The following is a 26,859-nucleotide window of genomic DNA, read 5'->3' as shown; positions in this document are numbered from 1 at the left end:
GAAGGGGCGGGCCCTGAACGGGTCCGCCCCTTCTCCCGTGCCCTCGTCGCCGACACCTCCGGGCTCACCAGGTGGCCCGCAGCTGCCGGATGATCCGGCGCCTCAACCGCACCCGTCGACTGCCGTCGGGGTACAGCCGCATCCGGTCCAACTCCCAGTGCCCGTACTCGGCGTGCTCCGTCAACAAGCGGGTGGCGGCTCGCCTGGAGACGCCACGGGGGACATAGACATCACGGAATTCGTACTCCACCATCGCCTCTATTGTGCGCGACCAGCCCAACTACGGATAGCGTCTGCACTATGTCTGATATCGCCGGGCCCACCGCCGCTGACGTACGCACCGCCGTCGAGGCGCTCAAGGCCGCCCTGGACGGACATCTCGCCGCCATCGAACGGCGGGCGGCGGAGTCGGACGACGACACCGCCGTGCGCGAGGGCGAGGTGCACGCCGCCTTCGACGAGTTGGCCGCCGCCGGCGAGGCCTACGACGAACTGCTGTACCAGGTCTACGACGAGGTCACCCCCTTCGAGATCCCCGGGGGCGACACCCTGCCCGAGTACGTCGGGCCGGACAGCCCCGGCAGTCTGAGCGTGTTGATCCGCCGCGACTACACCGTGGTGGAACCGCAGCGGCTGCTGTTCCAGGCGCAGCGCATCGTGGACCTGGACCCCGAGTCGGTGGAGATCGACGAGGAGCGGGCCGAGGACGCCGGACGGGACCTCCACGTGGCCCTCGGGGTGATCTTCGGGGAGTTCGAACCGGACGAGATCGCCACCCGGCACCAGGAGTTCGGTCTGGAGGAGGGTGACGCCACCCTCTGGGTCACGGCGGGGGACGAGCCCAGCGAGCCGGGGGAGTGGCTGAGCGCCCCCTTCGAGGGGGCCGACCCGGAGCAGGTGGTGTGCCGCTTCGACGTGAGTACCGCCTTCGACGACGGCGAGTTCGACTGAGGCCATGCCCTCGGGAACGAGTCGGTGACCCCGTTGTCGTGGTTCGGGGCACCGGCGTTCCCGGCGGGTGGAGGCGGCTTCGGGTTCCGGGTGATTGGTGGTTCCGGTGCGGGAGGTCGACTCCCGTACACCGTCCGGGCGGATGAGCGTGGCCGTGTCACCCTCCGTTCGGTGTCCGACAGTTCGTTCCCGCTCGCCAGTCCCTGCGGCAGTCCTCGTGGCCGGACGGTGCCGCTGACCTCCGGGTGCGACCGGTCCAGGCCAACTACCCGCTTTCCGCCGCCAGTTGGTCGCCCGGGCGCGGCCCCCTTCGGGCCTCGTCGGGCGGGAAGGGCGGGAGTAGAATCCCCGCACCTGAGAAGGGGTGCGGTATGGGGGAAGTACGCCGTCCCAGACTCTCCCGGAGAGCGGCGCGGGTCGCTGACGAGGAGGGCCTCGGGGCGTGGTCCGAGTCGGTGGAGGTCAACCGGGCCTACGACCGGCAGATGAGCGTCAACCTGGGCGTCCTGGTGCTCCTCGCGCCCTGGCCGTTCCTGGTCATGGCCTATCAGGCCGCCCCCTGGCGTGGGGACGACGAGGGAGCCGGGTCCGCACACGTGTCGTGGAGCGCGTTCCTGGCGTCGGGCCTCACCGGGCTGGTGTTCCTCGGTCTCGCGGTGATGGCCGTGCTGTGGTTCGTCGTCAGGATTCGTGTCGGTGGCGCGGCGATGCACTTCTTCGAGCACGGGGCGGTGGCCGAGCGCCCTCGGGGCGCCCTGGCCGTCTTCCGCTACGACCAGGTCTCACCGCGTCATGTGGTCTGGGACGAGCCGATGGACCAGGGCGAGGTACGCGGGCGTGTCCAGTTGTGGATCAGGATGCCCGTGAGCGGCCATGTGCTGTGTCTGGACGGGATGAAGGCCGCCGACCGCGCCACGCTGGCGGTGGTCGTGGCGAAGCTGGGTCTCCCCGAGGAGCCGGAGGCACTGGGGCGGCTGTCCCGACATGCCCCCACCGCCTTCTAGAGGGGCCCCGCAGAGCCGTCCCCCCGGGGCCCGGTCGCCGGTGTCGTACGCCCCGACGGGGCGGCTACGGCTGGCGGGCGGGACCGAACCGGTTGCCGGTTGCCAGGGGCCGTACGCCGTCGCCCTCGCGCCGTGACGGTCGCTCCCGGCCCGCACCTGTCCGGTGGCTGTCGGCCCCTTGTCGGTCCTTGGCTCCCGTGTCCGGGGTACGGCCTCCGAGGTCGTACCCCCTCGTGGGTGCGGGGCCGCTGGGCGGGTTCCGGTGTCAGGGGCGGGCGAGGCGCGCGAGGCGTGGCCAACCGGTGAGGCCGGCGGCTCCCGCGAGGTGGCGTTCGCATCCCGTGAGGCCGGTGCGCGGGTGGCAGGTGCGGCGACGTCGACAGCGAGCGGGCTTGTCGCGGTGCCCCGACAGGTGGGCCGCTCCGCCCTCCGGGCGATGGTGCTCGGAGGACGGTAGGCCGAGTCCGGCCGCCGCGTACCGGGGACAGAGTCACGCACCGGGCGCGGTGCACGCGTCAGGGTTCACGGGAGTGGGGACCAGCACCGCGTGGGCGCGGGGAGGGGGGGCACACGGAAGCCCTGACGACGCCCGTACCTCGGCCGCCGGGTTCTAGGACTGCCCCTCGGCGGAGCGGAAGGTCGAGGCCAGCAGGGGCCGCAGGCGGGTGGTGCGCTCGGGAACGAGCCGTTCGGCCACCGCCTGGGGCAGCGCCGGTCCGGCGCCCTGCACCACCGACAGGTGGCGTTCGGCCCGGGTGAAGGCGGTGTACACCCACTGTCGGGTGAGGACCTCGCCGGCGTCCCCGGGCAGCACCACCACGGCGGCCGGCCAGCGGCGGCCGGCGGCCTGCCGGGCGGTGACCGCCCAGCCGTGGCGCAGGGTGTCGCGCACCCGCTCCCGGGGGACCAGCCGGGGCTCCCCGTCGAGGTCGAGGCGCAGGCCGCCCTCCTCGGCGTCCCGCACCACTCCGAGGCGGCTGGGACCGGGGCCCTCGGCGTACACCACCCGGTCGTCGGGGTCGAAGCCGTCGAAGCGTCCCGGACCGGGGTTGAGGGCCTGCTTGAGCGCGGCGTTGAGGGCGGTGGCCCCCGCGCCGCCCCCTGGCCCGGGGGTGATCACCACGGTGTCCGCGCTGGGGATGCCCAGGGCGCGGGGCACCGAGTCGGCCACCAGCTGCGTGGTGCGGTGCACGGCCTCCCCGGGGTCCTGGACCGGCACGGTCACCAGTTCCCGTCCGGGGGCGTCCACCGCCGGCAGTTCCCCGACGGCCACGCTGGAGGTCAGCTCGCCCAGGGGGCCGGGGTCGGGGGTGCGCGAGGTCACCAGGGGGCAGACCCCGGCGGTCAGCAGGTCCGCGAACATCCGCCCGGTGCCCTCGGCCAGCAGGTGGGGGTCGCCGGCGAGCACCAGCCGTGCCCCGTCGGGCAGCGCCTCGACCAGGGAGGCCGCGGCCTCCACGTCCAGCAGCGGGGCGTCCGGCAGCACCAGCAGGTCCAGCGGCAGCAGCCCCTCCTCGGAGCGCTGTGGGCCCTCGCTCCCGGCCAGCAGCCCGCCGACGGTGGCCGCGACCGGGGGTGAACTCTCCGACGGGGTGGGGGAGTCGGGCGGGGTGCCGTACTGGGCGGTGACCCGGTCCCGGCCCGACGTGGTGTGGCTGGCGGAGAGTACGCGCAGCCCCTGGGACCGCGCGGCCTGGAGCAGGGCCACCGGCTCGGCGAGGGAGGTCGCACCGCCACTGTGCAGGACCACCCCGTGGCCGGCCGAGGCACGGATCAGTTCGCCGGCGGAGGAGGGGGCGGCGTCGGGGGCCGGTTCCCAGTGGGGGCCGGAGCCGAGGGTGCTGGCCAGTCGGGCGAGCCCCTCGGCGAGGCTCTCCTCGGCCTGGGCGTACCGCTCCAGGGCGACCAGCAGGCGCACCGGGCGGGGGGCGCCCTCGTCCTCGGCGGGGTCGGTGGCCCGGGGCGCGCTCTCGTCCTCGGGAACGCTCACCTGGAGGGCGTCCACGCCGTCCTCCAGGAACAGCACCTCGCCGTCCTCGGCGAGGTGGCGCAGGGCCTCCTCGGGGTCGGGGACCGCGTGCCGTCGCAGGGCGTCGGCCAGGGTGCCCGGCTCCACGGCGGTGTCGCCGCGCAGGGCGGCGCGGCGCAGCATCCACTCAACCAGGGCCGTCACCCGTCGGGGGTCGTGGGGGCCGCAGGCGTCTCCCAGCAGGGCGCGGGCGAACTCGTCCACTTGCTCGGGGGCCGGCCCGGGAACGGACAGCAGCCGCCAGGGGTCCTCGCGCAGGACCTGGTCGGCGGAGGCTCCCAGGTGGTGGGTCACGGCCGGGGCGAGTGAGGCGGGGGCGCCGCCGGCGGTCAGCAGCGCGGGCAGGTCCTCGGGCACCGCCGGGGCGGGGGTGTCCGGGGTGTTGGTGCGGGGTCCGGGCGCGGGTCGGGTGGGGGGAGCGGTGGGGGCGGAGGGCTGGGCGAAGAAGGAGGCGGCCGGGCGTTCACCGCTCTCCACCGCCCGTACGGCGGCGAGGAGTTCGGCCCGGCGGTCGCCGTCGGCGTCCGGGGCGTCCTTCGTGGTCACAGCTCGCTCCAGTCCTGGTCGGGGTAGCGGTGCACGGGCGCGGAGACCTCCTCCAGGGCCGTGCGGATCTCGTGGGGAAGACTAAGCGGCTCCACTGACAACGCCTCTTCCAGCTGTTCGGCGTTGCGTGCCCCGACGATGGGGGCGACGACCCCGGGGCGGTCGCGTACCCAGGCGAGGGCGACGGCGAGGGGGCTGACGGCGAGGCCGTCGGCGGCGATGCCGACCGCGTCCACGACGCGGCTGGCGGTCTCGTCGAGGTAGGGGGCGACGAAGGGGGCCAGCCGGTCCGAGGCGCCCCGGGAGCCGGGTGGCGCGGTGCCCTCCCGGTACTTGCCGGTGAGCACTCCGCGCCCCAGGGGTGAGGAGGGCAGCAGGCCCAGCCCGAGGTCCTCGGCGGCGGGCAACACCTCGCGCTCCACGCCGCGTTGGAGCAGGGAGTACTCCATCTGCGTACTGGCCAGCGGGGTCCGGTTGCTTCTGTCGGCCAGCTGCCAGGTGGCCGCCTTGGCGAGCTGCCAGCCGCAGAGGTTGGAGACGCCGACGTAGCGGGCCCGGCCGCTGGTCACCGCGAGGTCGAGGGCGCCGAGGGTCTCCTCCAGCGGGGTGTACGGGTCGAAGGCGTGGAGCTGCCAGAGGTCCACGTGGTCGGTGCCCAGTCTGCGCAGCGAGCCGTCGAGGGCGGCGAGCAGGTGGCCCCGGGAGCCGTCGAAGCGGCGTTCGGGGTCCGGGACGCTGCCGGCCTTGGTGGCGATCACCAGGTCCTCGCGGGGCACCTGGGAGCACAGCAGCTGGCCCAGGAGGTGTTCGGCGCCGCCGTCGGCGTAGACGTCGGCGGTGTCGACGAGGGAACCGCCGGCGTCCCAGAAGCACTTGAGCAGTTCGGCGGCCTCGCTCTCGGAGACGTCCCGCCCCCAGGTGAGGGTGCCCAGCCCGATTCGGGACACCCTGAGGCCGGTGTGACCCAGATGCCTTCGCTCCATGGGCGTTGAGCGTACTGGTTGTTGTTGGTGGGGTCGGTGCGGGATAGAGTCCGACATCCAAGACGTTACCGACCGGTAAGGGGTTGTGGGATGAAGCTGGGAGTCAACCTCGGCTACTGGGGCGCCGGTATGGACGCCGACAACCTGGAGGTCGCCAGGGAGGCCGACCGCCTGGGCTACGCGGTGTGCTGGGCCGCCGAGGCGTACGGCTCGGACGCCCCCACCGTGCTCTCCTGGGTGGCCGCCCAGACCGAACGCATCGACGTCGGCTCGGCCATCTTCCAGATCCCGGCCCGCACCCCGGCCATGACCGCGATGACCGCGGCCACCCTCGACTCGCTGTCGGGGGGACGCTTCCGGCTCGGCCTCGGGGTGTCCGGCCCCCAGGTGTCCGAGGGCTGGTACGGGGTGCGCTTCGACCGGCCGCTGGCCCGCACCCGGGAGTACGTCGAGATCGTCCGCAAGGCCATGTCCCGGGAACGCCTCACCCACGAGGGCGAGCACTGGACCCTGCCGCTGCCCGACGGACCGGGCAAGCCCATCAAGCTGACCGTGCACCCGGTGCGCGAGCGGGTGCCGCTGTACATCGCGGCCATCGGCCCCAGGAACCTGGAGCAGACCGGGGAGATCGCGGACGGGGCCCTGCTGCTGTTCTTCGCCCCCGAGCACGCCGAGGAGACCTCCCTCGCGCCGCTGCGCGCCGGCCGGGCCAAGGTCGGCGCCGACCTGGACGGCTTCGACGTCTGCCCCACCGTGCCGTTGGCCCTGGGGGAGGACGTGAACGCGCTCGCCGACACCTTCCGCCCGTACACCGCCCTCTACGTCGGGGGGATGGGCAGCCGGAAGCAGAACTTCTACAACCGGCTCGCCCAGCGCATGGGGTACGAGAAGGAGGCCGCCGAGATCCAGGACAAGTACCTGTCCGGTGACAAGGAGGGCGCCGCCGCGGCCGTGCCGCACTCGCTGATCGACTCCACCACCCTGCTCGGCCCGGTGGAGCGGATCGCCGAACGGATGACCGCCTACGCGGAGGCCGGCGTCACCACCCTCAGCCTCAACCCCTCCGGCTTCACCCTGGAGGAGCGGATCGCGGCGTTGCGCGCGGGTGTGGAGGCGGTGGAGCGGGCCGGGCTGGCCTGACCCGCGTCTCCCCGGACCGCCCGACCGCGAGGCCTCTTCGGACGGGTGGCCCGGCTCGGCCGGGGTGGCTGAGGCGCTGGGAGAGGCCGGGCGAGCCTGGGCTGACCGGTGGGACCGTACGCGGCAGCCCAGCCCAGCGCCGGTGCGGCACCGTCGCCCACGGAACCGCGCGCTACAGCCAGTCGCGGCGCTTGAACATCCGGTACAGCCCCAGGCAGATGCCCGCCATCAGCACCAGCACCGCCGGATAGCCCCAGACCTGGTGGGTCTCGGGCATGTAGTCGAAGTTCATCCCGTACACCCCGGCCAGCGCGGTGGGCACCGCCACCATCGCCGCCCAGGCCGAGATCTTCCGCATGTCGTCGTTCTGCCGCACGCCCATCTGGGCCAGGTAGGCGTTCAGCACGTCGGACAGCAGCCGGTCCAGCGCCTCCACCTGTTCGTTGGCCCGGGTCAGGTGGTCGCTGACGTCCCGGAAGAACGGGCGGGAGCGGTCGTCCACGAAGCTCAGCCCGGCACGGGCCAGCCGGTCCATCGGCTCGGTCAGCGGGCTGGTGGCCCGGCGGAACTCCAGCACCTGCCGTTTGAAGGCGTAGATCCGGCTCGCGGTCATCCGCGCCCGACGCGGGTCCTGCCCCCGGGGGTCGAAGACGTCGGCCTCCAACTCCTCCAGGTCCACCTGGAGTTCGCCCGCCACCTCCATGTACTGGTCCACCACCGCGTCGCTGACCGCGTACATCACCGCCGTGGGCCCGTGCGCCAGCACATGGCGCTCCCGCTCCAGCCGCTCCCGCACCACGCCCAGCGGGTTGGCCTCCCCGTGGCGCACCGTCAGCACGAAGCAGTGGCCCACGAACACCATCAGCTCCCCGGTGGTGACCGTCCCGGACTCCTCCTCGTACAGCACCGGCTTGAGGACCAGGAACAGCGCGTCCTCGTAGGTCTCCAACTTGGGCCGCTGGTGGGCGCGGAGCGCGTCCTCCACCGCCAGCGGGTGCAGGGCGAAGTCCTCCGAGAGCCGGTCGAACTCCCGCTGGGTCGGATCGTGCACCCCCAGCCACAGGAACCCGCCCTCGCCCTCCCGGGCCTCGGCCAGGGCGGTGGAGACGTCACCGGACACCTCCACCCGGCGGCCGTCGCGGTACAGCGCGCAGTCGACGATCACCCTTGGCATTGTGCCCCGGTACCGGCCGGGCACAAGCCCGAGGTACGTGTACGCCCGCTCCCGTACGCTGGCCCCATGCCGACCCTGCTACTGGTACGGCACGGCCGTTCCACCGCCAACACGGCGGGAGTGCTCGCCGGACGTACCCCCCACGTTCCCCTGGACGAGCTGGGTGCCAGCCAGGCCGAGGCCCTGCCCGGACGGCTGGCCGCGCTTCCGCTGGCCGCCCTGGTCAGCAGCCCCCTGCAACGCTGCCAGGAGACCCTCGCCCCCCTGCGGGCGGCCCGACCCGAACTGCCCGCGCACACCGAGGAACGCCTCAACGAGTGCGACTACGGACAGTGGACCGGCCGAGCCCTGTCCGAGCTGGGGCAGGAGAAGCTGATGGCCACCGTGCAGCAGCACCCCTCGGCCGCCACCTTCCCCGGCGGCGAGTCGATGCGGGGGATGCAGACCAGGGCCGTGGAGGCGGTACGCGACTGGAACGCGCGGATCCAGGCCGAGCACGGCGAGGGCGCCACGTATCTGATGTGCTCCCACGGGGACGTCATCAAGTCCCTGGTCGCCGACGCCCTCGGCCTCCACCTGGACCTGTTCCAGCGGATCTCGGTGGCGCCCTGCTCGGTGACCGTGGTGCGCTACACCCCGCTGAGACCCTTCGTGCTGCGGCTCGGCGACACCGGCGAACTGGAGTCGCTGGCCCCGCCCCGCGAGACGGTGGCCGAGACCGCCGGCGAGCCGGCCACCGGAACGGCGGCCGTCCCGGACCCGGGAGCCCCCGACGGGCCGTCACCCGCCGAACGCCCCGGTGACGGCTCCTCGGACGCGGTGGTCGGAGGGGCTGCGTAGGCGAACTGATCGCCAGCCGCAGTAGGGTGCCATAGTCCGCAGCAGTCGAGGCAACGGAGCAGGACGTGTCCCGTCAGGTGTTCCTCTATGACCCCCCGGAACGGTTCGTCGCCGGAACGGTCGGGCTGCCTGGACGCCGTACCTTCTTCCTCCAGGCCAGCTCGGGAGGCCGTACCACCAGCGTCGCCCTGGAGAAGGCCCAGGTCGAGGCGCTGGCCGAGCGGGTGGATGAACTGCTGGACGAGGTGGTGCGCCGCTCGGGGGGCAACGCCCCGGTACCGGCTGTGGCACCCACCGAGATCGAGGACGTCGAGCCGCTCCAGGCGCCCATCGAGGAGGAGTTCCGGGTCGGGACCATGGCCCTGGCCTGGGACGGCGAGGGCGAGCGCATGATCATCGAGGCGCAGGCCCTGGTGGAACTGGAGGCCGAGTCCGAGGAGGACCTGGCCGAGGCGGAGGAGCGGCTGCTCCAGGACGACGAGAACGGGCCCCCGATGCTGCGGGTCCGGCTCACCGGCACCATGGCCCGCGCCTTCGCCAAGCGGGCCCTCCAGGTGGTCAACGCCGGCCGGCCGCCCTGCCCACTGTGCAGCCTGCCGCTCGACCCAGAGGGACACGTATGCCCGCGCCAGAACGGATACCGGCGAGGCGAGTGAGCCAGGCCCACCCGCCCCAGCTCCACCTGCCCACCTCCTCCGGGCCGATGACCGGCCAGGAGGCGGAGGAACTGCTCCGCGAGGGCGCCCTCACCGTGGAGGGCCGCATCCCCGACGCCTCCAACGCCGTCCTGTACTGCTCGGTCAGCCACCAGGAGCGCTCGGCCCACTGCGTCTACAAACCGGTCGAGGGAGAGCGCCCCCTGTGGGACTTCCCCGACGGCAACCTGGCGCGGCGCGAGGTCGCCGCCTACGAGGTCTCGCGGGCCACCGGCTGGGGCCTGGTGCCCCCCACCGTGCTGCGGGACGGCCCCCTCGGCGAGGGCATGGTCCAGCTGTGGATCGAGCCCGGCCACCACAGTGACCAGGACGACGAGGGGGACGGCGCCCTGCTGGCCCTGGTCGAGGACGAGGAGCCGGGACCGGGCTGGAAGGCGGTGGGCTTCGCCCAGGTCGGTCCGGGCCGCACCGCCCTGCTGGTGCACGCCGACGACCAACGGCTGCGCCGCCTCGCGGTGTTGGACGCGGTGATCAACAACGGCGACCGCAAGGGCGGTCACCTGCTGACCGCCCCGCAGTCCCGGCTGTACGCCATCGACCACGGGGTCAGCTTCCACACCGAGAACAAGCTGCGCACCCTGCTGTGGGGCTGGGCCGGCGAGGAACTGCCCGAGGAGGCCGTCCGGGTGCTGCGGCACCTGGAGCGGGACCTCTCCGGGGACGGGGAGCTGGCCGTACGGCTGGCGGAACTGCTCACCGCGCCGGAGGTGGACGCGGTACGAGCCCGGGTGGCGGAACTGTTGCGCTCCGGTCGCCACCCGGTGCCCAGCGGCGACTGGCCGGCCGTCCCCTGGCCCCCCATCTGAGCCCAACCGGCCCCGGGCGCCCGGGAGTCGGGACCCCGGAGTGACCCCGCGTCAGCGCTTGGGCAGTGCCGGGGCGCCGTGCAGGGCCTGCGGATCATGGAAGGCGAAGCGCGCGCCCCGGGAGCGGTACAGCTCCGCGTACCGCCCCACCTTCTCCGGGTCCAGCTCCACCCCCAGACCCGGCCCGGAGGGCACCGGCAGCCGGCCCTCTCGGTAGTTCTCCACCGGCCCGCCGAAGTCGCCGCGCACCACGTCGTCGGTGAGCAGGGCGCCGTAACCCTGGTTGGGGTAGCGGAAGTTGGGGGTGGCCGCGACGAGGTGGGTGGAGGCGGCGAGCGCCACCCCGAGTTCGCCCAGGCTGTGTTTGACCACCGGCAGTCCGGCCGCCGCGCAGATGCCGGCCGACCGCTTGAGGTTGAGCAGCCCGCCGTCCATCTGCTGGTCCACCGAGAGGGCGTCGGCCGCCCCGTGCCGGATCACCTCCAGCTGGTCGGACCGGCTCCACGACGCCTCGTTGGCCAGTACCGGGGTGTCCAACCGCCCCCGTACGTACGCCATCTCGGCCAGGTTGCGGCCCGAGGTGGGCTGTTCCACCATCTCCAGGCCGTACTCCTCCAGGGCGCGCACCGACCGCAGCGCGGCCCCCGGCGACCACGCCTCGTTGGCGTCCACCCGGATGGCCATCCGAGGCCCGGCGCCCTCCCGGAGCGCGGCCACCCGTGCCAGGTCGGTGGCCAACTGGTCGGCGCCGACCTTCAGGTAGCACAGGCGGGCCCCGCACCCGGCGGCCCTGCGCCCCTCCGCCCGCACCTCCTCGGGGGAGCCGGCCGCCACGTAGTGGAAGAACTCCACCTCGTCCCGGAACCGGCCGCCGAACAGGTTCACCAGCGGCTGACCGCAGACCCTGCCCAGCAGGTCCCAGCAGGCCGTCTCCAGCGCGGCCACGGCCGGGTTGCTGGTCCCCAGGTGGTGCCAGGTGCCGACCACGTCCAGCCGCTGCACCAGCCGCTCGATCCGCAGCGGGTCGGCGCCCACCACCAGGGGTTCCAGTGCGTCGAGCACGCCCAGCACCACCTTGGCCGAGGGGTAGGCGGCGGCCTCGCCCAGACCGGTCAGGCCCTCGTCGGTGTCCACCTCCACCAGGACGGACACCAGCCCGGACCGCCGTCCGAACGCCCACACCTCGTCGGTGCGGTAGGGCACGGCCACCGGGGTGGCGCGGACACGGGTGACACGCATCGGACGGTCTCCTTCAGCCGTTGGTGATCAGTTCACGCGGAGCCTCGGTCAGCGCCTCGCACCCCCACGGGGTGACCAGCACCGTGTCCGAGACGACATGGCCCACCGGACGCTCCACCCACGACATCAGGTGGAAGACCATTCCGGCCCGTACCCGGGTGCGCCCCGAAGCGCGGACGCCCAGCACCGAGGCGCCCCCGACCCAACTGGGCGGGAAGCCCAGGCCGGTGAGGTAGCCGCAGTGGTGTCGACGGGGGCGGTGTCCGGTGACCCGGGCGACCGCGTCCGCCCAGGCCCGGTACACCTCGCCGGTACGCACCCCGGGCGCCAGCGCCTCCCGGGCGGCCCGCAGCCCCGACAGCGCCGCCTCGGCCGCCCGGGCCGCGCCACTCGGGGCGGAACCGCAGTAGAGGGTGCGGCTCATCGGCGCGTGGTAGCGGTGCACACAGCCGGACAGCTCCACGAACAGCCCCTCGCCGGCGCCCAGTCGGTGTTCCCGCCAGGTCACGTGCTCCTGCGACAGCCGGTCGACGGAACGGATCAGGGGCACGAACCCCGGCTGCTGTCCACCGGCCTCGGTCATCGCCCCGTGCACCCGGGCCGCCACCGTCCGCTCGCTCACCCCCACCCCGGCCGTGGCCAGCGCCACCCCCATCGCCGTGCCCGACACCCGGGCGGCACGACGTACCAGGGCCACCTCCGCCGGGGACTTCACGAGGCGCCGTCGGGCCGGCAGGGCGGAGGCGTCCACCCAGGCCAGCTCCGGCAACCGGGCCCGCAACCGGGACAGCACCGCCGGAGGCAGCGCCATGGACCGCTCCTCCACCCCCACGGTGCCGCCCACCGGGGTCACCTCGGCCACCACCCGGGCGGCCACCCGCGCCGGGTCCCGCCCGTCCCCGTACAGGGCCCGCCGGGCGGAGGGCACCTGGGCGGCCAGGGTGTGCCGCTCCATGCTCCGCGCGACCACCACCGGGGGCCCGTCGAGCGGGAGCACCACCAGGGTGAGCGCGAAGTGGCCCAGGTGGTCCAGGCCCAGCAGGTAGTGGGCGTTCTCCGGGCTGGCCAGTACCAGGGTGGCCAGCCCACGGCGGCGCATGGCGGCGCGCAGCGCGGTGAGCCGGGCCCGGTACTCCTGGTCGGAGAACGGGGACCCCAGGAGATCGAGGGCATCGGGAGTACCGGGGTACTCGGGGTGGGAGGGCGCCGGGTCAGCCCCGTCGAAGGCCAGCGTCGTCGGCGGCGGATCGCCTGTCATGCGGCCAGTGTGGGGCGGCCGATCCGGCCCCGACCAGCGAACTTTTCCGATGGTGGCCGTTAGCGTGGCTACATGGTCTACGAGGTACGGCGACTGCGGCTGCTGTGGGAGCTGGCCTCCCACGGCACCATCGCGGCCACCGCCGAGGTCTGCCGGCTCACCCCCTCCGCGGTGTCACAGCAACTCTCCCTGCTGGAGCGGGAGGTGGGCACCCCGCTGCTGGTGCGGGACGGCCGGCGGCTGGTGCTGACCGAGGCGGCCTGGGTGCTGGTACGGCGTACCGAGCGGGTGCTCGCCGAGCTGGAGGAGGCCCGGGCCGAGGTGGCCGCGCTGAGGTCCACCGTGCGGGGGACGGTACGGCTGTACGGCTTCCCCAGCGCCGCCGTCGCCCTCGCCGCCCCGGCCATCGCCGACTGTCGGTCCCGGCACCCCGACCTGAGGGTGCTGCTGGACGAGGCCGAACCCGAGCGGAGCCTTGCCGCGCTGCGTGGCCACTCCTGCGACGTGGCCCTGGTCTACTCCTACGACCTGCTGCCCCGGCTCCCCGAACGCGGCGTGGAGACACGGGAGTTGCTCACCGAACCCCTGCTGGCCGCCCTGCCGCCCGACCTCGGGGGCCTGACACCGGGCCCGGACGGCGCTGTCGCCCTGGACCAGCTGCGCTCCCACCCCTGGATCGCCCCGCGTGGGGACAGCGCGCTGCGGTCCGTACTGGTGCGCGCCTGTGAGGGCGCCGGATTCGAGCCCCGGCTCGACTACACCAGCGACGACTACACGGTGCTCATGTCCCTGGTGGGAGCCGGGCTGGGGGTGTCCCTGCTGCCCCGGCTGGTGGCCGAGCCCCTGGCCGCCGACGTACGGCTGTGCGAGATCGCCGGCTTCCGGCCGTCCCGCACCCTGTCCGTGGCGATCCGGCGGGGCAGCGGCGGCGACCCGGCCATCGGGGCCCTGACCAGCGCGCTGCGGCGGACGGCCGAACGGGTCTGAGGCCGAGTCCGCCCGTCGCATCTCCTAGCGGAGTCGGCGAAGGGGGACAACAGGGCCCCTCCGGCCAACCACGGCATACCGTTCGTGGGGGAAACGTCCGGCCGGTTAGGCTCGTGGTCATGCGTGCCTGGCCTGCTTCCGAGGTCCCCGCCCTTCCTGGTAAGGGCCGCGACCTGCGGATCTTCGACACCTCGACCCAGGGGCTGGTGACCCTTGACCCTGGATCCGTCGCTCGCCTCTACGTCTGTGGGATCACCCCCTACGACGCGACCCACATGGGTCACGCGGCGACCTACAACGCCTTCGACCTCGTACAGCGGGTCTGGCTCGACACCCAACGGCAGGTGCACTACGTACAGAACGTCACGGACGTCGACGACCCCCTGCTGGAACGCGCCAAGCGGGACGGCGAGCGCTGGGAGGACCTCGCCGAACGGGAGACCGCCCTGTTCCGCGAGGACATGATCGCCCTGCGGATGCTCCCGCCCCGGGAGTACGTGGGCGCGGTCGAGGCCATCCCCGAGATCATCCCCATGGTGGAGCGACTCCGCGAGGTGGGCGCCACCTACGAACTGGACGGCGACATCTACTTCTCGGTGGCCGCCGACCCGCACTTCGGCGAGGTGTCCGGCCTGGACACGGCCACCATGCGGGCCCTGTCCGCCGAACGCGGGGGAGACCCCGAACGTCCCGGCAAGAAGAACCCCCTCGACCCCCTGCTGTGGGTCGCGGCCCGCGAGGGCGAACCCCACTGGGACGGCGGCTCGTTGGGCCCCGGCCGCCCCGGCTGGCACATCGAGTGCGTGGCCATCGCCGTCAACCGGCTGGGCATGGGCTTCGACATCCAGGGCGGAGGTTCCGACCTGGCCTTCCCCCACCACGAGATGGGCGCCTCCCACGCCCAGGCCCTGCACGGCGAGTACCCCTTCGCCCGGACCTACGTCCACGCGGGGATGGTGGGTCTGGACGGCGAGAAGATGTCCAAGTCCCAGGGCAACCTGGTGCTGGTCTCCCAGCTGCGCCGGGACGGGGTCGACCCGGCCGCGATACGGCTGGCCCTGCTGGCCCACCACTACCGCACGGACTGGGACTGGACCGACGCGCTGCTGGACGAGGCCGTGACCCGGCTGGCCCGCTGGCGGGCGGCCGTCTCCCGGCCCGACGGCCCACCGGCCCAGCCGGTGGTCGACGCGGTACGCGAGGCACTGGCCCACGACCTGGACTCCCCGGCCGCCCTGGTGGCCGTGGACGCGTGGGCGACCGAACAGGCCGAACGCGGGGGAGACGACGAGGGGGCGCCCGGAGTGGTCTCCCGCACCGTGGACGCCCTGCTGGGCGTCGCACTCTGAACCACCCGCCGACGCGAACCACCCGCTGATGTCTGTGGCCCGGAACCCGACAGGTTCCGGGCCACAGACATCAGGGCCCCCGGCGGTGTCCGGTCCCGAGCCTCTCCGCCTCTCCGGGAGGGGCCCGACCCCGGGTTGTCCCGACCTCGCGGCCCACGGCCCCGGGTGGGCACGAGGCTCGGCCCGGCCGTGGGCTGGGGCGGCGCCCAGGGCCGCGCCCGGCCCCGGGCGTCCCCCACACCTCCGCGGGGTGCCGGGGTTCCTGGTCGGAGCGGGAGCGGCGACGATGCCGGGCGCCCGACTGGTGGATGGGCCAACTCGGTACGGACGTGGGGGTGTTGGGCGCCCGACTGGTGGCGGGGGTGTCGGTTGGGCGGGTGTCGGGCCGGGGTGCTGTCGGCGTAGGGGAGTGCTCGCCCGGAGGGGGCGTCAACTCGGTGGTGGTGGGCGGGTGTTGGGAGTCGTCCCGTGAGGGGCGTTCGGGGAGTCGGGTCGGGCTGCTGTCGGAGTAACGGAGCGCTGGGTGGGTGGGCGTGACGCTGGGGTGCTGTTGGTACGCGGGCGATCGGTGGAGTGGGGCAACTCGGTGGCGGTGGAGCCCCGGTTGGTGGGATCCGGGGTGTGGGGCGAGTTGTCCGGGGCCCGCTCGGGAGGGGTGCGGGTTGTGGTGTCGGGAGGGGGCGCGTACCGCGCTGCCGGGGGGGGCTTGAGGGTCGGGCGCCCGACTGGTGGCGGGGGGTGTCGGGTTGGGCTGGTGCCGGGCCGGGGTGCTGTCGGCGTGGGGGAGTGCCCGCCCGGAGGGGGCGTCAACTCAGTGGTGGTGGGCGGGTGTTGGGCGGTCCCGTGAAGGGTGCCCGGGGAGTCGGGTGGGGTGGGCTGCTGTGGAGTTGGTGGGCGGTGCCCGGTGGTGGCGGAGGTATCGGGTTGGGGGCGTGCGCCCTGTGGGGATGTTCGGGGGTGTCCCGGCACGCTCGACGCCCAGCCCTGTGCGAGCCCCGTTCGGCCCCGCCCTTGTCACGGTGGTCTGCCGCGACGGCCCGAGTCGGGCCTCCCGCCCACGGCCGGGGGCTGCGAGGTCGGGGCAACGCCCTGCGGGTGAGCCCTCCGGGCGGGCCAACCCGGTGGGAAGGGAAGGGGCGTTGGGCACTCGGCTGGCCGGTGCCGGGCCGGGTTGCTGTCGGCGTGGGGGAGTGCTCGCCCGGAGGGAGCGTCAACTCGCCGGTGACGGGCGGGGGTTGGGCCCCGGCGCCCGGGCGTTCGCGAGTGCCCGTCCGTACGGCGGCCCAAGCCCGGCCGCACCGTCAGGGTGAGCGGACGTCCCCGGAGTACGGCTCCGGGGACGTCGTACGGGCTCAGCCCTGGTCGTCCTCGTCCTTCGGGCCGGGGTCCTCGCGGTCCCGGCGGGAGGGGGCGTCGTCGGTGGCGCCGCCGGTGTCCGAGGGGCGGGCGGGTCGGGAACCCGGCCGGGAACGCCCACGGCCCCGCAGGTACGGGCGGTCACCGCCCTCGGCGGGATGGCCGGGGCCGGCGCCGTCGCGCCGGCGCAGGTACTTCTCGAACTCCTTGGCGATGGCCTCGCCGGACGCCTCGGGCAGCTCGGCGGTGTCCCGCGCCTCCTCCAGGGACTGCACGTACTCGGCCACCTCGCTGTCCTCGGCGGCCAGTTGGTCCACGCCCAGCTGCCAGGCCCTGGCGTCCTCGGCCAGCTCCCCCTGGGGCACGCGCAGCCCGAGCACGTCCTCCAGCTTGTTGAGCAGGGCCAGGGTGGCCTTGGGGTTGGGCGGCTGCGAGACGTAGTGCGGCACGGCCGCCCAGAGGCTGATGGCCGGTACCCCGGCGTGGGTGCAGGCCTCCTGGAGGATGCCCACGATGCCGGTGGGGCCCTCGTACTTGGACTCCTCCAGGTTCATGGTGCGGGCCAGGTCGCTGTCGGAGGTGACCCCGGAGACCGGCACCGGCCGGGTGTGCGGGGTGTCTCCCAGCAGGGCGCCCATCACCACGACCATCTCCACCCCGAGTTCGTGGGCGAACCCCAGGATCTCGTTGCAGAAGGACCGCCACCGCATACTCGGCTCGATACCGCGCACCAGCACCAGGTCACGCGGCTTGTCACCGCCGACCCGGACCACCGACAGCCGGGTGGTGGGCCAGGTGATCTTCCGTACCCCGGCCTCCACCCACACCTGGGGGCGGTTGACCTGGAAGTCGTAGTAGTCCTCCGCGTCCAACGCGGCGAACACCTCGCCCTTCCACTCCCGTTCCAGATGGGCGACCGCGGTGGAGGCGGCGTCGCCCGCGTCGTTCCAGCCCTCGAACGCGGCCACCATGACCGGGTCGACCAGTTCGGGGATCCCCTCGACCTCGATCACCCAGCGCCTCCTTCCGAACGGTGTGGCGCGCTCCGCGTCCCACCGGCCGATGTCCTTCGTGTTCCGCGGACCACCCTACGGCGTGCTGGGTCCCAGGTCGCGGCCCTTGTGACGCGGGAAACCGGCGAGCCGTCGGGGGTGCCGGGCGGAGCGGGGGCCTCCGTCACGGCTCGCTGCCCCCGGTGGTGCCCGGCCCCGTGAGGGCGGGCCCGCCCGGGGCCGACCCGGCCCGGCGCGGTGATGTCTCCGAGGGGGCGGGCGTCGTGGGCGTACGGCTGGGGACGGGGGCGGAGCGACAGCATCCGGCCACTGTGCCAGCCGCCACTGACAGCCGGCCCGACCTCCCCTGGACGCGGGGTGGTTGGCGCCGTGCCCCCGGGGCGGCTCAGTTCGGCCTCTCGGCGAGCAGGCTCTCCACCCGCCGCCGTACCCCGGGCGTGTCCAGGCCCCGGACGGTCAGCGTGGTGCGGCGGCGGAGTACGTCGTCGGCGGTGACCGCCCACTCGTGGTCCCGGGCGTACACCACCTGGGCCCAGATCTCCGGCCCGTCCGGGTGGATGCGCTCGCCCAACTCCGGCCGCTCGGCGACCAGTCGGGCCAGGTCGAAGGAGAGGGAGCCGTAGTGGGTGGCGAGCTGACGCGCGGTCAGCGGGTCCATCCGCACCCCCGGTTCGCGGTCCACCAGCAGGCGGTGGGCGACCGCGTTGGGGTTGGCCAGCCCGGGAAGGGGGAGCCGTCGTACCAGGGAGGTGACCGGCTCCATGTCCTCCACCAGGGCGCTGTCGGCCCGCTGGGCCAGCTTGCGCAGTACCGTGCGACCGATGTGGCGGTAGGTGGTCCACTTGCCGCCGGCCACCGACAGCATCCCGCCGCGCCCCTCGCTGAGCACCGTCTCCCGCTTGGCGGACTCCACGTCCCCCGGGCCGCCGGGCAGCACCCGCAGTCCGGCGAAGGCGTAGGTCATCAGGTCCGGTGACAGGTCCGCCCCGCGCACCGAGAACGCGGCCTCGTCCAGGATCTGCCGGATGTCGGCCTCGGTGGCCCGCACCTCGGACGGGTCGCCCTCGTACGGTTCGTCGGTGGTGCCCAGCAGGAGCTGGTCCTCCCAGGGCAGGGCGAAGGTGATCCGGTACCGGTCGATGGGGGTGGCCATGGCCGCGCCCCAGGGGGAGCGGCGGCGCAGCACCAGGTGGGCGCCCTTGGACAGCCGGACGCTGGGGGCGGCGCCCGGGTCCTCCAGCCGCCGCAGCCGGTCCACCCAGGGGCCGGTGGCGTTCAGTACCAGTCGGGCGTTCACCTCGAACTCGGAGCCGTCCCGACGGTCGCGCAGTTCCGCCCCGGTGACCCGGCCCCGGTTGAAGCGCAGCCCGGTCACCTCGGCGTGGTTGAGGACCACCGCCCCGGCGTCCACGGCGGCCCGTACGGTCATCACGGCCATCCGCGCGTCGTTCATCTGGTGGTCGCCGTAGACGGCCACCGCCCGGAGGCCCTCGGTGCGCAGGGCGGGGTTGGCGGCGGCGGCCCGGGCGGGGGTGATCACCTTGCCGACCCCGTCCCGGAAGGCCGACAGCGCCGAGTAGGCCAGCACGCCGGCGCCCAGTTTGGCGGCGCCGTGCGGGCCCTTGCGGTAGATCGGCACCTGGAAGGTCAGCGGGTTGACCAGGTGCGGGGCGACGTCGTTGGCCAGCACCCGTCGCTCGTGGTGGTTCTCGGCCACCAGCCGTACCGCTCCGGTCTGCAGGTAGCGCAGCCCCCCGTGCACCAGCTTGGAGGAGGCGGAGGAGGTGGCGCCGGCGAAGTCGCCGGCGTCCACCATCGCCACCCGCAGTCCCGACTGGGCGGCGTGCCAGGCAACGGAGGTGCCCAGAATGCCGCCGCCGATCACCAGCAGGTCGTACGTCGCCCTGGCGAGTAGGTCCCTGGTCTCGGCCCGGCCCGGATTGCTGCCGACAGTCGGGCGCATCCCCAGGGTGGGGACGCGGAGCGGGGTGTTCATCTGGGTTAGCTCTCCTCGTCGATCCAGCCCATGGTCCGCTGCACGGCCTTGAGCCAGTCCTTGTACTCGCGCTCGCGGGTGTCACCGTCCATCTGCGGTGTCCACTCCGCGGCCCGCTTCCAGTTGGCGCGCAGCTCCTCGACGTCGTTCCAGAAGCCGACTGCCAGGCCCGCCGCGTAGGCGGCGCCGAGACAGGTGGTCTCGGCGACCATGGGGCGGACCACCGGGGCGTCCAGGAAGTCCGACATGGTCTGCATCAGCAGGTTGTTGCTGGTCATGCCACCGTCGACCTTGAGGGCGGTCAGCTCCACGCCGGAGTCCTTGGCCATCGCGTCGACGATCTCGCGGGTCTGCCAGGCCGTGGCCTCCAGCACCGCGCGGGCGATGTGGGCCTTGGTGACGTAGCGGGTCAGGCCCGCGATCACCCCTCGGGCGTCGGAGCGCCAGTAGGGGGCGAACAGACCGGAGAAGGCCGGTACGAAGTACGCCCCGCCGTTGTCCTCCACCGAGCTGGCCAGCGTCTCGATCTCGGCGGCGCTGTTGATCAGCCCCATCTGGTCGCGCATCCACTGCACCAGGGAGCCGGTGACCGCGATGGAGCCCTCCAGCGCGTACACCGCCTCCTGGTCGCCGATGCGGTAACCGACCGTGGTGAGCAGCCCGTTGTAGGAGTTGACCGCCTCGTGGCCGGTGTTCATCAGCAGGAAGGTGCCGGTGCCGTAGGTGGACTTGGCCTCGCCGGGGGCGAAGCAGGTCTGGCCGAACAGCGCCGCCTGCTGGTCGCCCAGCGCGGAGGCCACGGGTACGCCGGCCAGGTCGCCGGTGGCCTCCCCGTACACCTCGGCGGAGGAGCGGATCTCCGGCAGCAGTTCCATGGGCACGCCCATGGAGGCGCAGATCTTGGGGTCCCACTCCAGGGTGCGCAGGTTCATCAGCATGGTGCGGGAGGCGTTGGTGACGTCGGTGACGTGCACCCCGCCGTTGACGCCGCCGGTGAGGTTCCAGATCACCCAGGAGTCCATGGTGCCGAACAGCAGCTCGCCGCGTTCGGCGCGCTCGCGCAGCCCGTCCACGTTGTCCAGCAGCCAGCGGATCTTGGGGCCGGCGAAGTACGAGGCCAGGGGCAGGCCGGTCTCCCGACGGAAGCGGTCCTGGCCGACGTTGCGGCCGAGTTCCTTGCACAGGGCGTCGGTGCGGGTGTCCTGCCACACGATGGCGTTGTGCACCGGCTCGCCGGTGGCCTTGTCCCACAGCAGGGTGGTCTCGCGCTGGTTGGTGATGCCCAGCGCCTTCACGTCGTCCTTGGTGATGCCGGCCTGGTTGAGGGCGCCGGCCACGACCTGCTCGACGTTGACCCAGATCTCCTTGGCGTCGTGCTCCACCCACCCGGGCTTGGGGAAGATCTGCTCGTGCTCCTTCTGGTCGACGGAGACGATGCGTCCGTCCCGGTCGAAGACGATGCAGCGGCTGGAGGTGGTGCCCTGGTCGATGGCCGCGATGAACGGTCCCTCGGCACGGCTGGCGGTCGGGTTGCTCTCACTCATTGTGTGCTCCGAAACGTCGTGGTCGGTCGGCTCTGAACGCGATGTGATGTGGCTGGTCAGAAGCCTGTACGGCCCAGCCGGTGGGGAAGCCCGGACACGCCGGACGGCCGCGGTGGCGATGTGCGCGCCACGAAGACCGCCGACGGGGTGGCCACCGCTGCCGGGGGGATCACCTCGCTGGGGAGAAATTCGGAGCTGGACACCCGCGACTCCTTTGTCCGTAGTCCAAGAAGCTGACAGTGCCTGACGCAGCGGTCGGCGGCTCAACGAAGCCCAGGAGACCTCATCCCCGTCCACTGTTCGACAATGTCGACCGTCGCACGGCAGTTTTCTCCTGCTGGGGACCCCCGTCAAGGGGTGTGACTCAGCTCTCCTCGGTCCATTCTGCTGGCGCGGACCGGGAAAAGCTCGTCGAGAGCGTCAGAATCTTTCCCCGCCCAGATCCCGGGACACCGCCCGCGCGCAGTCCCGCACCGCCGCGACCAGCCGGGGCCGCAACTGGTCCCCCTCACACACCCGTTCCACCGCCCCGGTGAGCCCCACGGCCCCCACCGGCATCCGACGGCGCCCGAACACCGGCGCCGCGACCGACGCCAGCCCCTCCCAGGTCTCCTCCACGTCGCTGGCCCACCCCCGGGCCCGGGCCACGTCCAGCACCGCCTCGAAGTCGGCCGCCGCCACCCGGGTACGCGCGGTGAACGCCCGCCGTGGGGCGTCCACCGCCTCGCTGTGCGCCACCGGGTCCCAGCCACACAGGGCCTTGCCCAGGGCGGTGCTGTGCAGGGGGTGCATCGCCCCGACCTCCAGCACCTGGCGGCTGTCGTCCGGCCGGAACACGTGGTGGACGATCAGCACCCCCTGCTGGTGCAGCACCCCGAGGTAGACGCTCTCCCCGCTGGAGCGCGCCAGGTCGTCGGTCCACACCAGGGCGCGGGCCCGCAGCTCGTGGACGTCCAGGTAACTGTTGCCCAGGCGCAGCAGTTCGGCGCCCAGCTGGTACTTGCCGGTGAGCGGGTCCTGCTCGACGAAGCCCTCCTGCTGGAGGGTGCGGATCAGCCCGTGCGCGGTGCCCTTGGCCAGGTCGAGGGCGGAGGCGATGTCCGACAGCCCCAGCCGTCGTTCCCCGCCGGCCAGGAGGCGCAGCACGGCCGCCGCCCGCTCCAGTGACTGGATGGTCCGGGCCATCCGGCACCTCCCTCGACCCCGTGGACCCCACCCGCCCGCTGGGGGTGCTGACGGTGAGTCCACTGTCTGCTTCGACAATGTCGAACGGTAGCCCCTGATGTCGACGCTGGGATAGACGGCCAACGTCCCGTCAACGGCTGTGAGCGTTCCGAAACCCGGAACGCACCATGGCGGGAACGCCGCGTACGGCTACCCTGGCTCGACGTGCGCTCATGAAGCGCACCACCAAGCCGACAGCCGTCGCACCCCAGGGAGCACTTCCTTATGGCCTCGCCGTCCTCCGCGCACGCCCCCACCCCTCCTCGCGTCACCGCCTTCCGGGAAGCCCTCAGCTCCCGGGTCGTCGTGGCCGACGGGGCGATGGGCACGATGCTCCAGGCGCAGGATCCCAGCCTCGACGACTTCCAGCAGCTCGAAGGCTGCAACGAGATCCTCAACCTCACCCGGCCCGACATCATCCGGTCCGTGCACAGCGCCTACTTCGACGTCGGTGTCGACTGCGTGGAGACCAACACCTTCGGCGCCAACTTCGCCGCCCTCAACGAGTACGACATCCCCGAGCGGGTCTACGAACTCTCCGAGTCCGGCACCCGCATCGCCCGCGAGGTCGCCGACGAGTACACCGAGTCCACCGGCCAGCAGCGCTGGGTCCTGGGCTCCATGGGGCCGGGCACCAAGCTGCCCACCCTCGGCCACGCCCCGTACGCCACGCTGCGCGACGCCTACCAGCAGAACGCGGAGGGCATGATCGCCGGCGGGGCGGACGCCCTGCTGGTGGAGACCACCCAGGACCTGCTGCAGACCAAGGCGGCCGTGCTGGGCGCCCGTCGTGCCCTGGAAGCCACCGGCGCCGACCTGCCCATCATCTGCTCGGTGACCGTGGAGACCACCGGCACCATGCTGCTGGGCTCGGAGATCGGCGCGGCGCTGACCGCCCTGGAGCCCCTGGGCATCGACATGATCGGCCTCAACTGCGCCACCGGCCCGGCCGAGATGAGCGAGCACCTGCGCTACCTGGCCCAGCACTCCAGGGTGCCGTTGGCCTGTATGCCCAACGCGGGCCTGCCGGTCCTGGGCAAGGACGGGGCCAGCTACCCGTTGACCGCCGCCGAACTCGCCGACGCCCACGAGGGGTTCGTCAGTGACTACGGCCTCGCCCTGGTCGGTGGCTGCTGCGGTACCACCCCCGAGCACCTGCGGCAGCTGGTGGAGCGGGTACGCGGACGGGAGCTGACGCCCCGTTCCCCCCGGCCCGAGCCGGGCGCCGCCTCGCTGTACCAGACCGTGCCGTTCCGTCAGGACGCCTCGTACCTGGCCATCGGCGAGCGCACCAACGCCAACGGCTCCAAGAAGTTCCGCGAGGCCATGCTGGAGGGCCGCTGGGACGACTGCGTGGAGATGGCGCGCGGTCAGATCCGCGAGGGCGCCCACCTGCTGGACCTGTGCGTGGACTACGTCGGCCGGGACGGGGTGGCCGACATGCACGAACTGGCCGGCCGCTTCGCCACCGCCTCCACCCTCCCCATCGTGCTGGACTCCACCGAACCGGCCGTCCTCCAGGCCGGGTTGGAGCACCTGGGCGGACGCGCGGTCATCAACTCCGTCAACTACGAGGACGGCGACGGCCCCGACTCCCGGTTCGCCCGCATCGCCCGGCTGGCCGTGGAGCACGGCGCCGCGCTGATCGCGCTGACCATCGACGAGGACGGGCAGGCCCGTACCCGGGAGGACAAGGTCGCCATCGCCGAGCGGCTGATCGAGGACCTCACGGGCAACTGGGGCGTCCTGGAGTCGGACATCCTGATCGACTGTCTGACCTTCACCATCTGCACCGGCCAGGAGGAGTCCCGCAAGGACGGCATCGCCACCATCGAGGCGATCCGTGAACTCAAGCGCCGCCACCCCGACGTGCAGACCACCCTGGGCCTGTCCAACATCTCCTTCGGCCTCAACCCCGCCGCCCGCATCGTCCTCAACTCGGTGTTCCTGGACGAGTGCGTCAAGGCCGGACTGGACTCGGCCATCGTGCACGCCTCCAAGATCCTGCCGATCGCCCGGCTGGACGAGGAACAGGTCAAGGTCGCCCTGGACCTGGTCTACGACCGCCGGGAGGAGGGCTACGACCCCCTCCAGGAGCTGTTGCGACTCTTCGACGGCGTGGACACCAAGTCCATGAAGGCCGGCAAGACCGAGGAGCTGCTGGCGCTGCCGCTGGACGAACGGCTCCAGCGGCGCATCATCGACGGGGAGCGCAACGGGCTGGAGGCCGACCTCGACGAGGCCCTCACCGAGCGCCCCGCCCTGGACATCGTCAACGACACCCTGCTGGCCGGCATGAAGGTGGTCGGCGAACTCTTCGGCTCCGGCCAGATGCAGCTGCCCTTCGTGCTCCAGTCCGCCGAGGTGATGAAGTCCGCCGTCGCCCACCTCGAACCCCACATGGAGAAGTCCGAGGACGGGGAGGGCAAGGGCACCATCGTGCTGGCCACGGTGCGCGGGGACGTCCACGACATCGGCAAGAACCTGGTGGACATCATCCTGTCCAACAACGGCTACAACGTGGTCAACCTCGGCATCAAGCAACCGGTCTCGGCCATCCTGGAGGCCGCCGAGGAGCACAAGGCCGACGTCATTGGGATGTCCGGCCTGCTGGTGAAGTCCACGGTGATCATGAAGGAGAACCTGGAGGAGCTGAACCACCGCAGGATGGCCGCCGACTTCCCGGTCATCCTCGGCGGAGCCGCCCTCACCCGCGCCTACGTGGAGCAGGACCTGCACGAGATCTACGAGGGCGAGGTCCGCTACGCCAGGGACGCCTTCGAGGGGCTGCGGCTGATGGACGCGCTGATCGCCGTCAAGCGGGGCGTCCCCGGCGCCACCCTGCCGGAGCTGAAGCAGCGCCGGGTCCCCAAGCGCGCCTCAGTGGTCACCGAACCGGAGCCCCAGGAGAGCGTCCGCTCGGACGTGGCCGTGGACAACCCGCTGCCCGAGCCCCCGTTCTGGGGCACCCGGGTGGTGAAGGGCATCGCGCAGAAGGACTACGCCTCCTGGCTGGACGAACAGGCCCTGTTCAAGGGCCAGTGGGGCCTGAAGGAGAACCGCAAGGGCGACGGCCCCTCGTACGAGGAACTGGTGGAGACCGAGGGGCGCCCCCGGCTGCGCGGCTGGCTGGACCGGCTGCACACGGACAACCTGCTGGAGGCGGCCGTGGTGTACGGCTACTTCCCCTGCGTGTCCAAGGGCGACGACCTGATCGTGCTCCACGAGGACGGCTCCGAACGCACCCGGTTCAGCTTCCCCCGCCAGCGCAGGGGCCGCAGGCTGTGCCTGGCCGACTTCTTCCGCCCCGAGGAGTCGGGGGAGCGGGACGTGGTGGGCTTCCAGGTGGTGACCGTGGGTTCCCGTATCGGGGAGGCCACCGCCGAACTGTTCGCCGACAACGCCTACCGCGACTACCTGGAGCTGCACGGGCTGTCGGTGCAGCTGGCCGAGGCCCTGGCCGAGTACTGGCACGCCCGGGTCCGCTCCGAGCTGGGGTACGCCGGCGAGGACCCGGCCGACATCGTGGACATGTTCGACCTCAAGTACCGGGGCGCCCGCTTCTCCCTCGGCTACGGCGCCTGCCCCAACCTGGAGGACCGGGCCAAGATCGCCGAACTGCTGGAGCCCGGGCGGATCGGGGTCGAACTGTCCGAGGAGTTCCAGCTGCACCCCGAACAGTCCACCGACGCGATCGTCATCCACCACCCGGAGGCGAAGTACTTCAACGCCCGCTGAGCGGGCTGGGCGTACTTCAACGCCCGCCAGTCGGGTCGGGCCTGTCCCCACGCCCGCCGGGGCCGCCCCCGGCGGGCCCTCCGGCGCCCCGTCACGGCCTCCCGGCACGCCCGTGTCCGGCGGGTACGTCCCGTGCCCTCGCGCACGGGACGTACGTCCGGCCGGGATCGGACGTACACTTGTCGGTCCGGTGCGGCCGGTTGTCCCTCCAGAGTCTGGGGGAGACAGCCGGCCTTTTCGTCCCTTCGGAGGTGTGCGCGGATGACCAGTTCGATCCCGGCCTCAAGTGCCCGGCTGTCGGGGAGCCCCCCGCTCCAGGCGGTGCTGCTCGACATGGACGGCACCCTGGTGAACACCGAGGACTTCTGGTGGGACGCCGAGGTGTCGGTGTTCGCCGAGCTGGGCCACCAGCTGGAGGAGGAGTGGCGGCAGGTCGTCGTCGGTGGCCCGATGACCCGTAGCGCGGGGTTCCTGCTGGAGGCCACCTCGGCCTCCATCGCCCTGGAGGAGCTGAGCGTACGGCTCAACGAACGGTTCCTGGAGCGGCTGGACCGGGGCGTGGAGCTGATGCCCGGGGCCCAGCGGCTGCTGACCGAGTTGCGTGCGCACCAGGTGCCCACCGCCCTGGTGTCCGCCTCCCACCGGGTGGTGATCGACCGGATGCTGACGTCCCTGGGACGGGAGCACTTCACCCACACCGTCGCCGGCGACGAGCTGCGCCGCACCAAACCCCACCCGGACCCCTACCTGACGGCCGCCTCCGTGCTGGGCGCCGACCCGAGGCGCTGCGTGGTCCTGGAGGACACCCTCACCGGTGTCACCTCGGGCGAGGCGGCCGGATGCCAGGTGGTCGCCGTGCCCTCGGTGGCGCCCATCGACCGGTCCGGTGGCCGCACCGTGGTCTCCTCCCTGGAGGAGGTCGACCTCGGGATGTTGCGGTCCCTGGTGACGCGGAGCTGACCCCTC

Annotated in this window: 20 protein-coding genes; 10 read left to right on the top strand and 10 right to left on the bottom strand. The window is 72.9% G+C overall.

Annotated features, from left to right (window positions below):
• Positions 1 to 64: 64 nt before the first annotated feature.
• The gene (locus ABZT14_RS23155) at positions 65 to 253 is read right to left on the bottom strand and encodes a DUF5703 family protein (RefSeq protein ID WP_356305840.1); all 189 of its coding nucleotides are present in this window, start codon (positions 251 to 253) and stop codon (positions 65 to 67) included.
• Positions 254 to 300: 47 nt separating this feature from the next.
• On the opposite strand from ABZT14_RS23155, the gene ABZT14_RS23150 reads away from it, so the two are divergent.
• Positions 301 to 951, top strand: coding sequence for a hypothetical protein (locus ABZT14_RS23150; RefSeq protein ID WP_356305838.1), 651 nt, complete (start codon positions 301 to 303; stop codon positions 949 to 951).
• Positions 952 to 1,322: 371 nt separating this feature from the next.
• Positions 1,323 to 1,955, top strand: a complete 633-nt coding sequence (locus ABZT14_RS23145; RefSeq protein ID WP_356305836.1) for a hypothetical protein — start codon at positions 1,323 to 1,325, stop codon at positions 1,953 to 1,955.
• A gap of 610 nt (positions 1,956 to 2,565) precedes the next feature.
• Here the strand turns inward: ABZT14_RS23145 and ABZT14_RS23140 are convergent.
• Both ABZT14_RS23140 and ABZT14_RS23135 read right to left on the bottom strand, forming a co-directional pair.
• Positions 2,566 to 4,530, bottom strand: a complete 1,965-nt coding sequence (locus tag ABZT14_RS23140; RefSeq protein ID WP_356305835.1) for a helix-hairpin-helix domain-containing protein — start codon at positions 4,528 to 4,530, stop codon at positions 2,566 to 2,568.
• Positions 4,527 to 5,513, bottom strand: coding sequence for an aldo/keto reductase (locus ABZT14_RS23135; protein ID WP_356305833.1), 987 nt, complete (start codon positions 5,511 to 5,513; stop codon positions 4,527 to 4,529). The genes ABZT14_RS23140 and ABZT14_RS23135 overlap by 4 nt, the downstream gene beginning before the upstream one ends.
• A gap of 90 nt (positions 5,514 to 5,603) precedes the next feature.
• On the opposite strand from ABZT14_RS23135, the gene ABZT14_RS23130 reads away from it, so the two are divergent.
• Entirely contained in the window at positions 5,604 to 6,653 is a 1,050-nt protein-coding gene (locus ABZT14_RS23130) for an LLM class F420-dependent oxidoreductase (protein WP_356305831.1), read from the top strand.
• A gap of 172 nt (positions 6,654 to 6,825) precedes the next feature.
• On the opposite strand, the gene corA is transcribed toward ABZT14_RS23130, so the two are convergent.
• Entirely contained in the window at positions 6,826 to 7,827 is a 1,002-nt protein-coding gene (gene corA / locus ABZT14_RS23125) for a magnesium/cobalt transporter CorA (protein WP_356305829.1), read from the bottom strand.
• A gap of 66 nt (positions 7,828 to 7,893) precedes the next feature.
• On the opposite strand from corA, the gene ABZT14_RS23120 reads away from it, so the two are divergent.
• The 3 genes from ABZT14_RS23120 (at position 7,894) to ABZT14_RS23110 (ending at position 10,189) form a co-directional block, all read left to right on the top strand.
• Positions 7,894 to 8,667: a histidine phosphatase family protein gene (locus ABZT14_RS23120; protein ID WP_356305827.1), complete on the top strand. Its 774-nt coding sequence runs from the start codon at positions 7,894 to 7,896 to the stop codon at positions 8,665 to 8,667.
• Between the two features lie 65 nt (positions 8,668 to 8,732).
• Positions 8,733 to 9,323 carry a DUF3090 domain-containing protein gene (locus tag ABZT14_RS23115; protein ID WP_356305825.1) on the top strand — a complete coding sequence of 197 codons (591 nt, stop codon included), beginning with the start codon at positions 8,733 to 8,735 and terminating at the stop codon, positions 9,321 to 9,323.
• Between the two features lie 47 nt (positions 9,324 to 9,370).
• On the top strand, positions 9,371 to 10,189 hold the full coding sequence (locus ABZT14_RS23110) for an SCO1664 family protein (protein ID WP_356305999.1): 819 nt from the start codon (positions 9,371 to 9,373) through the stop codon (positions 10,187 to 10,189).
• Between the two features lie 51 nt (positions 10,190 to 10,240).
• Here the strand turns inward: ABZT14_RS23110 and ABZT14_RS23105 are convergent, their stop codons facing one another.
• Together ABZT14_RS23105 and ABZT14_RS23100 are read right to left on the bottom strand one after the other, a co-directional pair.
• Complete coding sequence (locus tag ABZT14_RS23105; protein WP_356305823.1) at positions 10,241 to 11,428, bottom strand: mandelate racemase/muconate lactonizing enzyme family protein; 1,188 nt, start codon at positions 11,426 to 11,428, stop codon at positions 10,241 to 10,243.
• Between the two features lie 13 nt (positions 11,429 to 11,441).
• Positions 11,442 to 12,686 carry a Xaa-Pro peptidase family protein gene (locus ABZT14_RS23100; protein WP_356305822.1) on the bottom strand — a complete coding sequence of 415 codons (1,245 nt, stop codon included), beginning with the start codon at positions 12,684 to 12,686 and terminating at the stop codon, positions 11,442 to 11,444.
• Between the two features lie 72 nt (positions 12,687 to 12,758).
• On the opposite strand from ABZT14_RS23100, the gene ABZT14_RS23095 reads away from it, so the two are divergent.
• Positions 12,759 to 13,673 (top strand): LysR family transcriptional regulator, encoded by a 915-nt coding sequence (locus ABZT14_RS23095; protein ID WP_356305821.1) that lies wholly within the window; start codon positions 12,759 to 12,761, stop codon positions 13,671 to 13,673.
• A 119-nt stretch (positions 13,674 to 13,792) separates the two neighbouring features.
• A complete protein-coding gene (mshC, locus tag ABZT14_RS23090; protein WP_356305820.1) occupies positions 13,793 to 15,022 on the top strand; it encodes a cysteine--1-D-myo-inosityl 2-amino-2-deoxy-alpha-D-glucopyranoside ligase in 1,230 nt (409 codons plus the stop codon).
• 1,352 nt (positions 15,023 to 16,374) lie between these two features.
• On the opposite strand, the gene ABZT14_RS23085 is transcribed toward mshC, so the two are convergent.
• The 4 genes from ABZT14_RS23085 to ABZT14_RS23070 form a co-directional block, all read right to left on the bottom strand.
• A complete protein-coding gene (locus ABZT14_RS23085) occupies positions 16,375 to 17,391 on the bottom strand; it encodes a PAC2 family protein (protein ID WP_356305818.1) in 1,017 nt (338 codons plus the stop codon).
• A gap of 385 nt (positions 17,392 to 17,776) precedes the next feature.
• On the bottom strand, positions 17,777 to 19,387 hold the full coding sequence (locus ABZT14_RS23080) for a glycerol-3-phosphate dehydrogenase/oxidase (protein WP_356305816.1): 1,611 nt from the start codon (positions 19,385 to 19,387) through the stop codon (positions 17,777 to 17,779).
• Between the two features lie 5 nt (positions 19,388 to 19,392).
• A complete protein-coding gene (gene glpK / locus ABZT14_RS23075; RefSeq protein ID WP_356305814.1) occupies positions 19,393 to 20,931 on the bottom strand; it encodes a glycerol kinase GlpK in 1,539 nt (512 codons plus the stop codon).
• Between the two features lie 420 nt (positions 20,932 to 21,351).
• A complete protein-coding gene (locus ABZT14_RS23070; RefSeq protein ID WP_356305811.1) occupies positions 21,352 to 22,116 on the bottom strand; it encodes an IclR family transcriptional regulator in 765 nt (254 codons plus the stop codon).
• A 264-nt stretch (positions 22,117 to 22,380) separates the two neighbouring features.
• On the opposite strand from ABZT14_RS23070, the gene metH reads away from it, so the two are divergent.
• Both metH and ABZT14_RS23060 read left to right on the top strand, forming a co-directional pair.
• On the top strand, positions 22,381 to 25,893 hold the full coding sequence (gene metH, locus ABZT14_RS23065; protein WP_356305809.1) for a methionine synthase: 3,513 nt from the start codon (positions 22,381 to 22,383) through the stop codon (positions 25,891 to 25,893).
• Positions 25,894 to 26,154: 261 nt separating this feature from the next.
• A complete protein-coding gene (locus ABZT14_RS23060) occupies positions 26,155 to 26,853 on the top strand; it encodes an HAD family phosphatase (RefSeq protein ID WP_356305807.1) in 699 nt (232 codons plus the stop codon).
• Positions 26,854 to 26,859: the final 6 nt, after the last annotated feature.

The sequence above is a fragment of the Streptomyces sp. NPDC005438 genome, from assembly GCF_040606315.1.
Taxonomy (GTDB): Bacteria; Actinomycetota; Actinomycetes; order Streptomycetales; family Streptomycetaceae; genus Streptomyces.
The sequence above is the reverse complement of the archived record's forward strand: the minus strand, read 5'-3'. Positions and strand labels throughout refer to the sequence as shown.

Bases quoted from the DNA above. Each gene is read 5' to 3' on its own strand.
- ABZT14_RS23155 (WP_356305840.1), bottom strand. From the start codon at position 253: ATGGTGGAGTACGAATTCCGTGATGTCTATGTCCCCCGTGGCGTCTCC.
- ABZT14_RS23150 (WP_356305838.1), top strand. From the start codon at position 301: ATGTCTGATATCGCCGGGCCCACCGCCGCTGACGTACGCACCGCCGTC.
- ABZT14_RS23145 (WP_356305836.1), top strand. From the start codon at position 1,323: ATGGGGGAAGTACGCCGTCCCAGACTCTCCCGGAGAGCGGCGCGGGTC.
- ABZT14_RS23135 (WP_356305833.1), bottom strand. From the start codon at position 5,513: ATGGAGCGAAGGCATCTGGGTCACACCGGCCTCAGGGTGTCCCGAATC.
- ABZT14_RS23130 (WP_356305831.1), top strand. From the start codon at position 5,604: ATGAAGCTGGGAGTCAACCTCGGCTACTGGGGCGCCGGTATGGACGCC.
- corA (WP_356305829.1), bottom strand. From the start codon at position 7,827: ATGCCAAGGGTGATCGTCGACTGCGCGCTGTACCGCGACGGCCGCCGG.
- ABZT14_RS23120 (WP_356305827.1), top strand. From the start codon at position 7,894: ATGCCGACCCTGCTACTGGTACGGCACGGCCGTTCCACCGCCAACACG.
- ABZT14_RS23110 (WP_356305999.1), top strand. From the start codon at position 9,371: ATGACCGGCCAGGAGGCGGAGGAACTGCTCCGCGAGGGCGCCCTCACC.
- ABZT14_RS23105 (WP_356305823.1), bottom strand. From the start codon at position 11,428: ATGCGTGTCACCCGTGTCCGCGCCACCCCGGTGGCCGTGCCCTACCGC.
- ABZT14_RS23100 (WP_356305822.1), bottom strand. From the start codon at position 12,686: ATGACAGGCGATCCGCCGCCGACGACGCTGGCCTTCGACGGGGCTGAC.
- ABZT14_RS23095 (WP_356305821.1), top strand. From the start codon at position 12,759: ATGGTCTACGAGGTACGGCGACTGCGGCTGCTGTGGGAGCTGGCCTCC.
- mshC (WP_356305820.1), top strand. From the start codon at position 13,793: ATGCGTGCCTGGCCTGCTTCCGAGGTCCCCGCCCTTCCTGGTAAGGGC.
- ABZT14_RS23080 (WP_356305816.1), bottom strand. From the start codon at position 19,387: ATGAACACCCCGCTCCGCGTCCCCACCCTGGGGATGCGCCCGACTGTC.
- glpK (WP_356305814.1), bottom strand. From the start codon at position 20,931: ATGAGTGAGAGCAACCCGACCGCCAGCCGTGCCGAGGGACCGTTCATC.
- ABZT14_RS23070 (WP_356305811.1), bottom strand. From the start codon at position 22,116: ATGGCCCGGACCATCCAGTCACTGGAGCGGGCGGCGGCCGTGCTGCGC.
- metH (WP_356305809.1), top strand. From the start codon at position 22,381: ATGGCCTCGCCGTCCTCCGCGCACGCCCCCACCCCTCCTCGCGTCACC.
- ABZT14_RS23060 (WP_356305807.1), top strand. From the start codon at position 26,155: ATGACCAGTTCGATCCCGGCCTCAAGTGCCCGGCTGTCGGGGAGCCCC.